Source organism: Streptomyces sp. NBC_01016 (genome assembly GCF_026341035.1).
Lineage (GTDB): Bacteria > Actinomycetota > Actinomycetes > Streptomycetales > Streptomycetaceae > Streptomyces.
The window spans coordinates 1,076,644-1,090,655 of record NZ_JAPEOQ010000001.1; the positions used below are offsets into that span (position 1 = coordinate 1,076,644).

The 14,012-nt window shown below is 69.4% G+C and carries 11 protein-coding genes and 2 tRNA genes; 4 read left to right on the forward strand and 9 right to left on the reverse strand.

Annotated features, from left to right (window positions below; translation table 11 throughout):
- The first annotated feature begins 58 nt into the window (after positions 1-58).
- The gene (locus OG746_RS05050; RefSeq protein ID WP_266718727.1) at positions 59-757 is read left to right on the forward strand and encodes a DUF5324 family protein; all 699 of its coding nucleotides are present in this window, start codon (positions 59-61) and stop codon (positions 755-757) included.
- A 61-nt stretch (positions 758-818) separates the two neighbouring features.
- Here OG746_RS05050 and OG746_RS05055 read toward each other — a convergent pair.
- Positions 819-891 (reverse strand) — tRNA-Ala (locus OG746_RS05055).
- 184 nt (positions 892-1,075) lie between these two features.
- Between OG746_RS05055 and OG746_RS05060 the strand changes: the two genes are divergently transcribed.
- Together OG746_RS05060 and OG746_RS05065 are read left to right on the forward strand one after the other, a co-directional pair.
- Complete coding sequence (locus OG746_RS05060; protein ID WP_266711945.1) at positions 1,076-1,624, forward strand: helix-turn-helix domain-containing protein; 549 nt, start codon at positions 1,076-1,078, stop codon at positions 1,622-1,624.
- 54 nt (positions 1,625-1,678) lie between these two features.
- Positions 1,679-3,490: a serine/threonine-protein kinase gene (locus OG746_RS05065; protein ID WP_266711947.1), complete on the forward strand. Its 1,812-nt coding sequence runs from the start codon at positions 1,679-1,681 to the stop codon at positions 3,488-3,490.
- A 42-nt stretch (positions 3,491-3,532) separates the two neighbouring features.
- Here the strand turns inward: OG746_RS05065 and OG746_RS05070 are convergent, their stop codons facing one another.
- Together OG746_RS05070 and OG746_RS05075 are read right to left on the reverse strand one after the other, a co-directional pair.
- A complete protein-coding gene (locus tag OG746_RS05070) occupies positions 3,533-5,026 on the reverse strand; it encodes a hypothetical protein (RefSeq protein ID WP_266711949.1) in 1,494 nt (497 codons plus the stop codon).
- 148 nt (positions 5,027-5,174) lie between these two features.
- A complete protein-coding gene (locus OG746_RS05075; protein WP_003999697.1) occupies positions 5,175-5,303 on the reverse strand; it encodes a DLW-39 family protein in 129 nt (42 codons plus the stop codon).
- A 264-nt stretch (positions 5,304-5,567) separates the two neighbouring features.
- Between OG746_RS05075 and OG746_RS05080 the strand changes: the two genes are divergently transcribed.
- Positions 5,568-5,903: a DUF6344 domain-containing protein gene (locus OG746_RS05080; protein ID WP_266711951.1), complete on the forward strand. Its 336-nt coding sequence runs from the start codon at positions 5,568-5,570 to the stop codon at positions 5,901-5,903.
- Positions 5,904-6,356: 453 nt separating this feature from the next.
- Here the strand turns inward: OG746_RS05080 and OG746_RS05085 are convergent.
- The 6 genes from OG746_RS05085 to recF all read right to left on the reverse strand — a co-directional run bounded on the left by OG746_RS05085 (position 6,357) and on the right by recF (position 13,977).
- Positions 6,357-6,430, reverse strand: a tRNA-Ile gene (locus OG746_RS05085).
- Positions 6,431-6,561: 131 nt separating this feature from the next.
- Positions 6,562-7,260, reverse strand: a complete 699-nt coding sequence (locus OG746_RS05090) for a DUF3566 domain-containing protein (RefSeq protein WP_266711953.1) — start codon at positions 7,258-7,260, stop codon at positions 6,562-6,564.
- Between the two features lie 18 nt (positions 7,261-7,278).
- The gene (gene gyrA, locus OG746_RS05095) at positions 7,279-9,906 is read right to left on the reverse strand and encodes a DNA gyrase subunit A (protein WP_266711955.1); all 2,628 of its coding nucleotides are present in this window, start codon (positions 9,904-9,906) and stop codon (positions 7,279-7,281) included.
- Between the two features lie 41 nt (positions 9,907-9,947).
- A complete protein-coding gene (gyrB, locus tag OG746_RS05100; RefSeq protein ID WP_266711957.1) occupies positions 9,948-11,996 on the reverse strand; it encodes a DNA topoisomerase (ATP-hydrolyzing) subunit B in 2,049 nt (682 codons plus the stop codon).
- Positions 11,997-12,295: 299 nt separating this feature from the next.
- Positions 12,296-12,856, reverse strand: a complete 561-nt coding sequence (locus tag OG746_RS05105; protein ID WP_266711959.1) for a DciA family protein — start codon at positions 12,854-12,856, stop codon at positions 12,296-12,298.
- On the reverse strand, positions 12,853-13,977 hold the full coding sequence (gene recF, locus OG746_RS05110; RefSeq protein ID WP_266711961.1) for a DNA replication/repair protein RecF: 1,125 nt from the start codon (positions 13,975-13,977) through the stop codon (positions 12,853-12,855). Before recF ends, OG746_RS05105 begins: the two co-directional genes overlap by 4 nt.
- Positions 13,978-14,012: the final 35 nt, after the last annotated feature.

A 14,012-nucleotide genomic window follows, 5' to 3' on the forward strand; every position in this document is an offset into this window, starting at 1 on the left:
TGATCCGCGAAAGGGTGGAAAGGTGAAAAACCTGTACGCCACCGAGGAGGAGGATCCCGTGACCCGCATCGACAGCGTGCGTGCCGCGACCGGCTCGGCGAAGGACAGCGTGCTGCATGCCGCGGAAGTGGTGGCGCCCTACGCCGAGTCGGCCAAGGACCGGGCCACGACGTACGCGCAGGAGGCGCGCGTCGCGCTCGGGCCCAAGGTTTCGCAGGCCGCGCACCAGGCGCGCGCCCAGTACGACACGCACCTCGCTCCGCGCCTCGAGCAGGCACGGACGCATGTCCCGCCGAAGCTCGACCAGGCCGCGCACGACGCGGCGACCCGCACCCGTGAGGCTGCCCGGCAGGCCGCGGCGTATTCGAAGCCGCGCATCGAGCAGGCGGTGGCCGCGTCCGAGCCCGCCCGCAAGGAGGCCGTGGCCCGCAGCAGCGCGGCCTACTCAGGACTCCGCGGCGAGGTCTCGCCGAAGGAGATCCGCAAGCTGGTGCGCAAGCACGAGCGCCGCGCCCGCTCCGGCCGTATCGCCAAGCGTCTCGTCGTACTCGGCATCCTCGCGGGTGGCGCGTTCGCCGCGTGGAAGTGGTGGGACAAGCAGGCCAACCCGGACTGGCTGGTGGAGCCGCCGGCCGCCACCGAGGTCCCCGACAGCGCTCCGCTGACCTCCGTCGACGGCAGCGGTCGGGACGTCCTCGACCCGGAAGTAGAGGCGAAGCAGGCCGAGGCGGACACGTCCGTGCAGGACGAGCGCTGACGCCAGATACGGCGAAAGCCCCTCCGACCAGGGAGAACCTGGCCGGAGGGGCTTTTTGCTGTGGAGCCTAGGGGAGTCGAACCCCTGACATCTGCCATGCAAAGACAGCGCTCTACCAACTGAGCTAAGGCCCCGAAAACGATGCGTCCCACCGGAATGTTCATGCTCCGGTTCGGCACCGCAGACCAGAGTACCGGGTCACCCCCTGAATCCTGCAAAAAGATTGGGGGTCCCGGCGGGCGACCACTCTCCGTAAGATGCCCCCACGTGCTTCGCGGCAGCGAAGGACCGTACTTGGGGAAGCGATGGGGAGACGCAATGGATGCCGCACAGCAGGAAGCCACCGCAAGAGCCAGAGAGCTCCAGCGGAACTGGTACGGGGAGCCGCTGGGGGCGCTCTTCCGTCGGCTGATCGAGGACCTGGGGCTCAATCAGGCCCGCCTCGCGGGAGTGCTCGGGCTTTCCGCCCCCATGCTGTCGCAGCTGATGAGCGGTCAGCGCGCAAAGATCGGCAACCCTGCCGTGGTGCAGCGTGTGCAGCTGCTGCAGTCGCTCGCGGGACAGGTGGCCGACGGCAGCGTCAGCGCGGCCGAGGCCACCGAGCGGATGGACGAGATCAAGAAGTCGCAGGGTGGGTCGGTGCTCAGCAACACCGGGCAGTCGACGAACAGTTCGGGCGCGCCGACAGTGAAGCGCGTGGTGCGTGAGATCCAGTCGCTGCTGCGCTCCGTCTCGGCCGCGAGCGACATCATCGACGCGGCGGACTCGCTCGCCCCCAGCCACCCCGAACTGGCAGAGTTCCTCCGGGTGTACGGCGCGGGGCGCACCTCCGACGCGGTCGCCCACTACCAGTCGCACCAGAGCTGACCCCCGCCTGGCGCGGCGCCGTGTCCGGCTCCGGGAGGGGAGCAACGCTCGACCATGGGTGAGGTCTTCGCCGGCCGGTACGAACTGGCCGATCCGATCGGCCGCGGGGGAGTGGGCGCGGTCTGGCGCGCCTGGGACCACCGGCGCCGCCGCTATGTGGCGGCGAAGGTACTGCAGCAGTCCGATGCCCACACCCTGCTGCGCTTCGTGCGGGAGCAGGCGCTGCGCATCGACCATCCGCACGTCCTGGCCCCGGCCAGCTGGGCGGCGGACGACGACAAGGTCCTTTTCACCATGGACCTGGTCGCCGGCGGCTCGCTCGTCCATCTCGTCGCGGACTACGGGCCGCTGCCGCCCCAGTTCGCCTGCCTTCTCCTCGACCAGCTCCTCTCCGGGCTCACCGCCGTGCACGCCGAAGGCGTGGTGCACCGCGACATCAAGCCCGCCAACCTCCTGCTCGAGGCCACCGGCACCGGGCTGCCGCATCTGCGCGTGTCCGACTTCGGCATCGCGATGCGCAAGGGCGAGCCGCGTCTGACGGAGGCGGACTATGTGGTGGGCACGCCGGGGTACTTCGCGCCCGAACAGGAGATGGGCGCGGAACCCGACTTCCCCGCGGACCTGTTCGCCGCGGGGCTCGTCGCGCTCTATCTCCTCGAGGGCGCCAGGCCCGACTCCAAGGCGCTGATCGAACACTTCGAGGAACACGGCACCCCGCGGGCTCCGCAGGGCGTTCCCGGCCCGCTGTGGGGCGTCCTCGCCGGTCTGCTGCAGCCGGATCCCGATACCCGCTTCCGCACCGCGACGGGCGCCCGCAAGGCCCTTCTCGCCGCCGCCGAACTCCTCCCGGAGCCGGGCCCCGACGACGAGCTGATCGAGGTCTTCGACCAACTCGGCCCCCTTCCCCCGGGCTTCGGCCCCGGCGGCCCGGCGGTACGGGGCCGCCGGGCCCGCCCGGTGAGCGGTGCGGGAACGCCGGCGAGCGAGACAGGTATCCCGGCGGGCGGGGCCGATGGGGCGGGGTATGGAGCGGCGGTGCATGGAGCGGCAGGGCGCGGAATCGGCCCTTCGCCGTACCGGGCGGAGACGTCGGTGCACGAGCAGCTGACGGCAGGGCGAGACGCCCACTCCTCGGCTCACTGGACGGGCTCGGCGGGGCAGGGAGTGGGCTCGGCCGGGCAGGGGGCGGGCTCGGCCGGGCAGGGAACAGGCTCGGTCGGGCAGGGATCGGGCTCGGCGGGGCAGGGAGCAGGCTCGGTCGGGCAGGGATCGGGCTCGGCGGGCCAAGGGGCCGGTACGGGCCCATCGGTGCCGCATGTTCCGCATGTTCCGCATGTTCCGCCACCACCCACCAACACCCCGCTCCCACCACGGCCTTCGGCTCCCCCCGAGGCCTTGGCGTCCCCCACTCCCTCGGCTCCACCGGCTCCAGCCGTGCCCCCGGCACCCCGGATTCCTCCCGTGCCCGAGATGCCTCCGGAGCCACCCACCGGCCTCACCCCGCCACCGATCAGCCGCACCACGCCACCGTCCACGCACACCTCGCCGTCGGCCGGCCCCAGGCCACCAGCCACGCACACCCCGCCACCGCTTCCCCCGGAGCCGACGCCCGCCCCCGAACCCGTACCCGACGAGCCCACGCCCGATCCCGCTCCGGAACCGGCCGCCGAACCATCGCTTCTCGCCCCGCACCCGTCCGCCCCCTCCCCGCTCGACCCTCCCCAGGCCCATCACTCTCTGTACGCATCGGGTGACGGAGAAGTTCCCCGGGGTAAGCCAGGACCACCCGCGAGGGTGACGATCCCGGTATTGCTCCTGGCCCTGGCCTGTTTCGCGGTGGGCATCTGGGCACTGACCCGCCCCTGACCCGTCCCTGACGGGTCCACCCGCGCCCGGAGCCCGCCCCGCTCAGCCCTGCGCCCGCCGCACCTTCCGCACGGCGAGCACCCGCCACACCGCCAGCCACAGCACCAGCGCACTCCCGGTCCCGACCCCGGCCACCCCCACCAACGTCATCAGGTCGCCCCCCGGCGACGTATCGGACGAAGCCACCGCACCACCGGAAGCCCCACCACGCCCACTCGCAGAACCAGAATCCGAACCAGAACCCGAGTCGGCACCAGAGCCCGGATCAGAACCCGAACCCGAGCCGGAGTCGGACTTGGAGCCAGACCCCGAGCCGGCCCCGAAGTCCCACGCCACCCCGCCTTCCCCCCGCTCGGCGGCAGCCAGATCCGCGCTCGCCACCTGGAACTCCCCCGGATCCCGCACATAGTCGGGCGCCTGCTTCGCCGCCCCGTCGACGGCCACCCGCAACGTCATCCCGAGGCCCCCGGCCTGCTCCGCCATCGCCGGGTTGAGCGTGACCTTGAGCCAGTACCAGCCGGCGAGCCCCATCGCCGCCTCGTCGTCGCGCGACAACAGCCGATTCCCGTACGCCACGGGCGGCAGCGGGTCGAACGTGGCCGACGTCGTGCCACCCGAGTACGCGGCCCCCTTCGCCGCCACCGGCGCCCGCGCGGGGTTGTACAGCTCCATGTCGAGCGCCCCCGGCACCGCTTCCCGCCGGGTGCCGCCACCCGCCGAACCGTCCAATTCGGCCCCGAGGGAGAGCTGTTGCCCCCAGTCCACCGACACCCGGTAGAAGTGGCTCTGCCCCGGCCCGATCCGGTCCTTCCACGCGCCGGACGCCAGCGCCCTCGCATCGTTGAACCCGGTTCCCCCGCTGCGCCGCGCGCCCGTCCCCGACGGCAGCGCCGCCGGCTCCGACGGCCAAGTCCGCGCACTCGCGCCGGGGGCGGCGGACACCAGCCCCGGCTCGGTGGCCACCCGCAGTTCGAGCCCCCAGTCCCGATCGCTCGACCCGGCCGCCGCCGTCCGCTCCACGGCCACGTAGTACGTCCCCGCCGACTGGCACCGGGGCCCTCCTGGACGTACGGAACGCTCCACCGCCGCCGCGATCGGCCGCGGATAGGAGCCGGAGCGGAACGTCGCACGCTCCGCATCGCACTGATTTCCCTGGCCGTCCCGCAACGACACCGCGATGCCGTCCGCGGGCGCCGCCTTCACACCCGAGCCGAGCGGCGGGACGGCCACGACCGAGGCGTACGCGGTGGCGGCCCCGTCCAGCTCGACGCGGTAGTAGGAGGTGACGCCGTCCCCCGCCGCGAGCGAACTCCGGTAGGTCACACCCGTCTTGAGCTGCGCCGCCGTCACGCCGCTGGGCGCCCCGTCGACGGTCCGGGCGCCCTTGGCGAAGTCATACGGGTTGCCGTTCCCCGCTGCCGTCGCCGTCCCCGGCAGCGCCAGAACCAGGGCCGCGCACAGCCCCGCCCCGGCAGCGCCCCTCGCCGGGCCCCGGCCGCGCCGCCCCTTCCTCAGCCGCCTCAGGAGTCTCCCCATGGACGGTCATCCTGCCGTTCCGCTCCGGGCGGTGTCCGGCGCCCGACGGTTTCCCGCCACGCAATCGCATACGTAAAGGCGCCCCGGACAGCACAAAGCCCCGGCCGCTGCTGCGACCGGGGCCCTATGAAGAGACTGTTGTCGATACTCACGAACCCGTGGGCACGGAGTCAGTCGCCTCCGTCCACAGATCCTGCTCGGCGCGATCCGCCTGGATCTGGCGGTACACGAGGAGCCCGCCGATGGCGGCCAGTGCGACCAGGAGAAGCTTCTTCACCGCGCGACCTCGTCTTTCCTTTGACGTAGGGGGACTTCTGGCGCCCGACTATACACACCGATCGATACCGATCGGTGACCTGGATCCACCTCAACTCACCCCTTGAAGACCGCAGTAGAAACGGAGCAGAAACGGCCGTTTGCGCCCATCCGAGTGGTGTTCATCTGAATATCGACGCCCCGCGAGCGTCGGTCCCGCACTCCCGGGTCCCCATCCACATCATGAGGAAAGTACGCAAATCGCCCAACCTGAAAGCGAGGGGCCATGACCAAGCAGAAGGTCATGACGCTGTGGACCGTCATCATCTCCACATTCATCGCGCTCTTCTCGGCGCTCGGACTCACCTCCCCGGCCACCGCGGCCACTCCGGCTCAGCAGACGGAGAAGACCCAGCCCGCGGCGGCGATCAGCGCCCCCGCTCCTGCGGCGGCCCGCCCGTACTGGTCGCTCAAGCGGTCCCTGCCACCGACGATGAAGCAGCGCATCCGCGCCGAGGCCCACGGTTCCTCCCCGAGCGCCCGCCACCGCCCGCCGGCCGACACCGAGCAGCGCAACGCCGACAGCCACCTGGCGGCCGAGACCCTGGCCTCGCAGCTGTAGACCGCACCACGCAGCAGACGAAGAAGCCGGAACAGCAGGACCGCAAGAACAGCAAAAGCAGCAGGACTGCACGACCGCACGACAGCAGGACAGCAGGACCGCACGACCGCAGCAAAGACGGAACAGCCGGGCGCACAACGCCCGGACAAGGCAAGACCGCACAACAGAGCCGTGCTGCACAGCCACGCTGCATAGCAACGCTGTAGAGACGCCCTGCAGAAAAACCCTGCAGAGACGCACAGCCGAGCAACACAGCAGAGCCAGACAGCCGGTACGCACAACAGCGCCACACAACAGCGCCGCACAACAACAGAAGAGCAAGACTGTCGAACGAGGCCCCAGCCATCCCCTACGGCTGCGCGGGCCCATCGGCATGTCCGCGGCACGTCCGCCCGCCCCGCACTGCACACGCAGAAGACCCCCAAGCGTTTCCGCTTGAGGGTCCTCATGATGTGGGGCTAACAGGATTTGAACCTGTGGCCTCATCCTTATCAGGGATGCGCTCTAACCAACTGAGCTATAGCCCCGCCGCGCTCTGCGGTGTGTGTCCCGCGCGCTGACTCCTGAAGATTAGCGCACTGGGGGGCCAGTCCCAAAATCGATAGTCCTGGCCCGCCCACCAGCGGGTCTTTCAGACCTCAGCAAGCCGCGGGAACGGTCACTCGTCCTCGGCGAGCGTGAGCTCGATGCCACCGACGAAGCCCGCGGAGAGGTTGTAGATGAACGCGCCGAGCGTCGCCAGGGCGGTGGCCAGCACGACGTCGATGACGGCGATGACCGTCGTGAACATCAGGACGCGCGGCAGCGACAGGAACGACTGCAGGTCGAAGCCGTTGGACTCGTTCGAGCCCGTGGCCTCGGAGATCGTGCCGCCGACCGTGGAGAAGACCCCCATGGCGTCCATGACCATCCACAGCACGGCGGCCGCGATGATCGTGCAGATGCCGAGCGCGATGGAGAGCAGGAAGCTGACCTTCATCACCGACCACGGGTCCGCCTTGGCGACCCGCAGACGGGCCTTGCGCGTACGCGGGGTGGTGCGCGCCCCCGTACGCGGCCTGCGGACCGCGTCCGGGGCGTTCTGGTACGCCTGCGGCGGGTGATACGGCTGGGCCGGCTGCTGCGGCCTCTCGCCCGGCAGGGCACCGCTGGCATCGCTGCCACCGGCCGCGTACTGCTGGGTCTGCGGACCTCGGGTGTCCGTCACAGTTCCCCCCTGGGATCCATGAGACTCGTTCGAGTCGGTCGAGTCGGTTGAGCCTTTGACGTCATCGACGTCGTGAGCGGAGCCACGGCCGCTCTCAGTATCCGTACCGGTGGATGTCCCGGTAGAGCCTGCGCCCGTGGCTCCGCTCACGATGACTCACTCCTCGCGCTACTCGGCCGAGGACTGTCCGCCCTCGTCCGTTTCGACGGCCGTCTCGCCCGCGGTGGTGTCGTCGATCTCGGTACCGTCCGCGTCCTGCGCGACGTCACCGTCGACTTCCTCCGCCTCACGGCCGGCCTCGGCGTTACGAGCGATGCCGACGACGGCATCGCGCTTGCCCAGGTTGATCAGTTGGACGCCCATGGTGTCACGGCCCGTCTCCCTGACCTCGTTGACTCGCGTACGAATCACACCGCCGGACAGCGTGATGGCGAGGATCTCGTCGGTCTCCTCGACCACCAGGGCGCCGACGAGCTCTCCGCGGTCCTCCACGATCCTGGCGGCCTTGATGCCGAGGCCACCGCGACCCTGGACGCGGTACTCGTCGACGTTGGTCCGCTTCGCGTACCCACCGTCGGTGGCGGTGAAGACGAAAGTACCGGCACGCACGACATTCATCGAGAGCAGTTCGTCTCCCTCGCGGAAGCTCATGCCCTTGACGCCCGACGTGGCACGCCCCATCGGACGCAGTGCGTCGTCCGTGGCGGTGAACCGGATGGACTGCGCCTTCTTACTGATGAGCAGCAGGTCGTCCTCGGAGGAGACCAGCTCGGCACCGATCAGCTCGTCGTCCGAACCGTCCGCCGCCTCGCGGAGGTTGATGGCGATGACACCGCCGGAGCGCGGCGAGTCGTAGTCCTTCAGAGGCGTCTTCTTGACGAGGCCGGCCTTCGTGGCGAGGACCAGGTAGGGCACCGCATCGTAGTCGCGGATCGCGAGGATCTCGGCGATCGCCTCGTCCGGCTGGAAGGCGAGCAGGTTCGCGACGTGCTGGCCGCGCGCGTCCCGCCCGGCGTCCGGGAGTTCGTACGCCTTCGCTCGGTAGACGCGTCCCTTGTTGGTGAAGAAGAGCAACCAGTGGTGCGTCGTCGACACGAAGAAGTGGTCGACGATGTCGTCTTCCTTGAGCTTCGTGCCGCGCACACCCTTGCCGCCGCGCTTCTGGGAGCGGTAGTCGTCCGTCTTGGTGCGCTTGACGTAACCGCCACGCGAAATGGTGACGACGATGTCCTCTTCGGCGATGAGGTCCTCGACGGACATGTCGCCTTCGAAGGGCACCAGCTTGGTGCGGCGGTCGTCGCCGAACTTGTCGACGATCTGCTGCAGTTCCGAGCTGACGATCTGCCGCTGCCGCTCGGGCGAGGCCAGGATCGCGTTGTACTCGTTGATCTTCACCTGGAGCTCGTCGTGCTCCTGGACGATCTTCTGGCGCTCCAGGGCGGCCAGTCGGCGCAGCTGCATCTCGAGGATGGCGTTCGCCTGGATCTCGTCGATCTCCAGGAGCTCCATGAGGCCCCCGCGAGCGACGTCGACGGTGTCACTGCGCCGGATGAGCGCGATGACCTCGTCGATGGCGTCCAGGGCCTTCAGGAGGCCACGCAGGATGTGGGCGCGCTCCTCCGCCTTGCGCAGGCGGAACTTCGTCCGGCGGACGATGACCTCGATCTGGTGCGCCACCCAGTGCCGGATGAACGCGTCGAGCGACAGCGTGCGCGGGACGCCGTCGACCAGCGCCAGCATGTTGGCGCCGAAGTTCGTCTGCAGGTCGGTGTGCTTGTACAGGTTGTTCAGCACGACCTTGGCGACCGCGTCCCGCTTCAGGACGATGACCAGGCGCTGGCCCGTACGGGACGACGTCTCGTCGCGGACGTCCGCGATGCCGCCGACCTTGCCGTCCTTCACGAGGTCGGCGATCTTCTGGGCGAGGTTGTCCGGGTTGGTCTGGTAGGGCAGCTCCGTGACGACCAGGCACTGGCGGTTCTGGATCTCCTCGACCGCGACGACCGCGCGCATCGTGATGGAGCCACGGCCGGTGCGGTACGCCTCCTCGATGCCCTTGCGGCCCACTACGAGGGCACCACTCGGGAAGTCGGGGCCCTTGATGCGCTCGATGAGGGCGTCCAGGAGCTCCTCGTGCGAGGCCTCCGGGTTCTCCAGGCACCACTGGGCGCCGGCCGCCACCTCGCGCAGGTTGTGCGGCGGGATGTTGGTGGCCATGCCGACCGCGATACCCGCCGAACCGTTGACGAGCAGGTTCGGGAAGCGGGCCGGCAGGACGGTGGGCTCCTGGGAGCGGCCGTCGTAGTTGTCCGTGAAGTCGACGGTCTCCTCGTCGATGTCACGGACCATCTCCATGGACAGCGGCGCCATCTTGCACTCGGTGTAGCGCATGGCGGCCGCGGGGTCGTTGCCCGGAGAGCCGAAGTTTCCGTTGGAGTCCACCAGCGGCATGCGCATCGACCACGGCTGGGCCAGGCGGACCAGGGCGTCGTAGATCGAGGAGTCGCCGTGCGGGTGGTAGTTACCCATGACGTCACCGACGACGCGGGCGCACTTGTAGAAGCCCTTCTCGGGCCGGTAGCCGCCGTCGTACATGGCGTACAGGACGCGGCGGTGAACGGGCTTGAGACCGTCGCGTACGTCGGGCAGCGCGCGGGACACGATGACGGACATCGCGTAGTCCAGGTAGGAGCGCTGCATCTCCGTCTCGAGCCCGACGGGCTCGATGCGCATCGCGATGGCGCTGCCGTCCACGTTCTCTTCGGGCGGCGGCGTGGGGGTGTTCTCGTCGGCCATTGCTGGTCAAGATCCTTTCTGTGCGGTCAGCTGAGACCGACTCAGATGTCGAGGAAGCGGACGTCCTTGGCGTTGCGCTGGATGAACGAGCGGCGGGCCTCGACGTCCTCGCCCATGAGGACCGAGAACAGGTCGTCGGCCTGGGCGGCGTCGTCCAGGGTGACCTGGCCGAGCACGCGGTGCTCCTGGTCCATGGTCGTGATGCGCAGCTCCTCGGCGTTCATCTCACCGAGACCCTTGAAGCGCTGGACCGAGTCGTCACGGGTCCGCTTGCCTGCCTGCCTGCCCATCTCGATCAGGGCGTCGCGCTCACGGTCCGAGTACGCGTACTCGAAGTCGTCACGGCCCCACTTGATCTTGTAGAGCGGCGGGCGCGACAGGAACACGTGGCCGGCTTCGACGAGCGGCCGCATGAAGCGGAACAGGAAGGTCAGCAGCAGGGTGTTGATGTGCTGGCCGTCGACGTCGGCGTCCGCCATCAGGATGATCTTGTGATAGCGGAGCTTCTCGATGTCGAAGTCCTCGTGGACTCCGGTGCCGAAGGCCGAGATCAGCGCCTGGATCTCCTGGTTGTGCAGGATCTTGTCGATGCGCGCCTTCTCGACGTTCAGGATCTTGCCTCGGATCGGCAGGATGGCCTGGTACATCGGGTCACGGCCGGACTTGGCCGAGCCGCCGGCGGAGTCACCCTCGACGATGAAGATCTCGCACTTGGTCGGGTCGTTCGACTGGCAGTCGGAGAGCTTGCCCGGCAGGGACGCCGTCTCCAGGAGGCCCTTGCGACGGGTCAGGTCACGGGCCTTGCGGGCCGCCACGCGCGCGGTGGCCGCCTGGATGGACTTACGGATGATGTCCGTGGCCTCGACGGGGTTCCGGTCGAGCCAGTCCTGGAGGTGCTCGTAGACGACCTTCTGGACGAAGGTCTTCGCCTCGGTGTTGCCCAGCTTGGTCTTGGTCTGGCCCTCGAACTGCGGCTCGCTCAGCTTGATCGAGATGATCGCCGTCAGACCCTCGCGGATGTCGTCGCCCGTGAGGTTGTCGTCCTTCTCGCGCAGCAGCTTCTTGTCGCGCGCGTACCGGTTGATGAGACCGGTCAACGCGGCGCGGAAGCCCTCTTCGTGCGTGCCGCCCTCGTGCGTGTGGATCACGTTGGCGAAGGAGTAGACGCCCTCGCTGTAGCTGGTGTTCCACTGCATCGCGACCTCGATGGAAAGGAGCTTCTCCTTGTCCTCGGCCTCGATGTCGATCACGGAGGGGTGAACGACCTCACCCTTGCGGGAGTTGAGGTACTTCACGAAGTCGACGATGCCGCCTTCGTAGTGGTACGACACCGAACGCGGCTCGAAGGCGGTGTCGTCGCCCGCCTCGTTCGTGTCCGCTCCGGCCGTGGCCTTCGCGATGTCGCGTTCGTCCGTGAGGTTGATCCTCAGGCCCTTGTTGAGGAAGGCCATCTCCTGGAAGCGCCGCGACAGCGTCTCGAAGGAGTACTCGGTGGTCTCGAAGATGTCGCCGTCGGCCCAGAAGGTGACCGCGGTGCCGGTCTCATCGGTGGCCTCGTGCTTCGCCAGCGGCGCCGTCGGAACGCCGGCCTTGTACTCCTGCGTCCAGCGGTGGCCCTCGGTCCTGATCTCGACGGAGACCTTCGTGGACAGCGCGTTGACGACGGAGACGCCCACGCCGTGCAGTCCACCGGAGACGGCGTAGCCGCCGCCTCCGAACTTGCCGCCCGCGTGCAGGACGGTGAGCACGACCTCGACCGCGGGCTTCCCCTCGGAGGGGATGATGCCCACGGGGATGCCACGGCCGTTGTCGACGACGCGGACGCCGCCGTCGGGCAGGATCGTGACGTCGATCGTGTCCGCGTGACCCGCCAGGGCCTCGTCGACGGAGTTGTCCACGACCTCCTGCACCATGTGGTGAAGGCCACGCTCACCGGTCGAGCCGATGTACATGCCGGGTCGCTTGCGGACCGCGTCCAGCCCTTCGAGGACGGTGATCGCACTGGCGTCGTACGAGGCCTCTGTGGCCTCGACGTGCTCTTCGGCGTCGGTGGACGGGATGTTCTCGTTGGGGTTGCCGGAATCGGCCACGAAGCGCCCTTTCTGGCACAGCACAAGCCAAGCTCCCGGTTGGTGGCCGGAGCGGCTGCGGCGTGTTTGTTCGGTAAGCCCTGATCAGCGTTGCTCGGTGCGTCCCACAAGTGGGGCGGGATTGTCTCCCAGTGTACCGGTAGCTCGGACATAGATGGGGGTTTGGCGGTGCCTGAGTCCTCATGTGCCGCCCTCAACCGGACTCGCCCGACTCCCCCTATGCGGAGCGGGGCCCCGAGAGGCTCACAGCGGCACTCAGCGCTTCGAGGTGTGAACCACCAGCTACAGCGGCCGATAGCTCACCCGTAGGTGTCGCCGGGACCCTTGCTTCCGGGGGCCCGCAAGGGGCCGTAGCGGCGCGGGCCGCCGCCGGGATTCTTGATGTCGATGCGCCGCACGGCACCGTGCCCGAGATCCTCGTTCAACCGCCTGACCAGCTGCGGAGCCAGCATCCGCACCTGTGTCGCCCAGGCCGTCGAATCGCACTGCACCACCAGGACCCGCTCGTCCTCGTCGTACGTCTGCGGAACACAGTGCTTCGCGAGGTCCTCGCCGACGATCTGCGGCCAGCGCCCCATGACACCGCCGACCGCGGCCGGTGTCTCCCAGCCGCGCTCGGTGATCAGCCGGTTGATGGCGGGGCCGAGCCCCATCGGGTCCCGCCCGTCGGAGCGCGCACCGGACCTCAGCCCGCCGCCGCGCCGCGCCTGCTTCTTCTGCTGCGCGGAGTCACCACGCGCGCGTGCCGCCTCTTTCGCCGCACGTAGAGCGACGCGGGCCAGGTCGACACCAGAAGGCTCGGGATCGCCTTTTGGTTCCCGCGGACCCTTCGCACCTTCGGGGGATTCGTCGGCGCTCACAGTCGCTCCACCGTTCCGTCCGACACCGCGTAGCGGGTACCCGCCAGCACGCCCGGCACGTCGTCGTCGACGGCGGCCGTGACGAGAACCTGCTCACCGGGCGCCACAAGCTCCGCCAGGCGCTCCCTGCGGCGCGCGTCCAGCTCGGCGAAGACGTCGTCGAGGACGAGCACCGGCTCGTTCCCCTCGGCCCGCAGCAGGTCGTACGAGGCCAGGCGCAGCGCCAGCGCGTACGACCAGGACTCGCCGTGGCTCGCGTAGCCCTTGGCGGGCAGCTGGCCGAGCTTGAGGACCAGTTCGTCGCGGTGCGGGCCGACCAGCGTGACGCCCCGCTCGATCTCCTGCTTGCGCGCCCCTTCGAGGGCGGCGAGAAGTTGCTCGTACAGCTCCTCGCGCGCGTGCCCGACGAGTTCGGGGGACGAGGGCTTGTACTCCAGGGCGATCGGCCCGCCGCCGGGCGCCAGCTGCTCGTACGCCTTGTCGGCCAGCGGCTGCAGCGTCGCGATCAGGTCGAGCCGCTGCGCGAGGAGTTCCGCGCCCGCGCGCGCGATGTGCTGGTCCCACACGTCGAGCGTGGACAGGTCCATGGAGCGCCCGCCGTGCCGCCGCGCGAGCGCCGCGGTCTTCAGGAGCGTGTTGCGCTGCTTCAGGACGCGGTCGTAATCGGAGCGCACGCCCGCCATCCGGGGCGAGCGCGCGGTGACCAGCTCGTCGAGGAAGCGCCGGCGCTCGCCGGGGTCGCCCTTCACCAGGGCCAGGTCCTCGGGCGCGAACAGCACCGTCCGTACGATCCCCAGCACGTCACGCGGCTTGACCTGCGAGGACCTGTTGATCCTGGCGCGGTTCGCCTTGCCAGGGTTCAGCTCCAGCTCGACGAGCTGCTGGCGCTCGCCCTGGCGTACCTGAGCCCGGATCACGGCGCGCTCGGCGCCCATGCGCACCAGCGGAGCGTCCGAGGAGACCCGGTGACTGCCGAGCGTGGCGAGGTAGCCGACGGCCTCGACGATGTTCGTCTTGCCCTGCCCGTTCGGGCCCACGAACGCGGTGACGCCCGGGTCGAGAGGAACCTCGGCCCGGGTGTACGAGCGGAAGTCGGCCAGCGACAGATGCGTGACGTGCATGGTCGTGGGCCGACCTCCCCCAGAGTTCTGAACAG

Bases quoted from the DNA above. Each gene is read 5' to 3' on its own strand.
- recF (WP_266711961.1), bottom strand. From the start codon at position 13,977: ATGCACGTCACGCATCTGTCGCTGGCCGACTTCCGCTCGTACACCCGG.
- OG746_RS05070 (WP_266711949.1), bottom strand. From the start codon at position 5,026: ATGGGGAGACTCCTGAGGCGGCTGAGGAAGGGGCGGCGCGGCCGGGGC.
- OG746_RS05065 (WP_266711947.1), top strand. From the start codon at position 1,679: ATGGGTGAGGTCTTCGCCGGCCGGTACGAACTGGCCGATCCGATCGGC.
- OG746_RS05080 (WP_266711951.1), top strand. From the start codon at position 5,568: ATGACCAAGCAGAAGGTCATGACGCTGTGGACCGTCATCATCTCCACA.
- OG746_RS05060 (WP_266711945.1), top strand. From the start codon at position 1,076: ATGGATGCCGCACAGCAGGAAGCCACCGCAAGAGCCAGAGAGCTCCAG.
- gyrA (WP_266711955.1), bottom strand. From the start codon at position 9,906: ATGGCCGACGAGAACACCCCCACGCCGCCGCCCGAAGAGAACGTGGAC.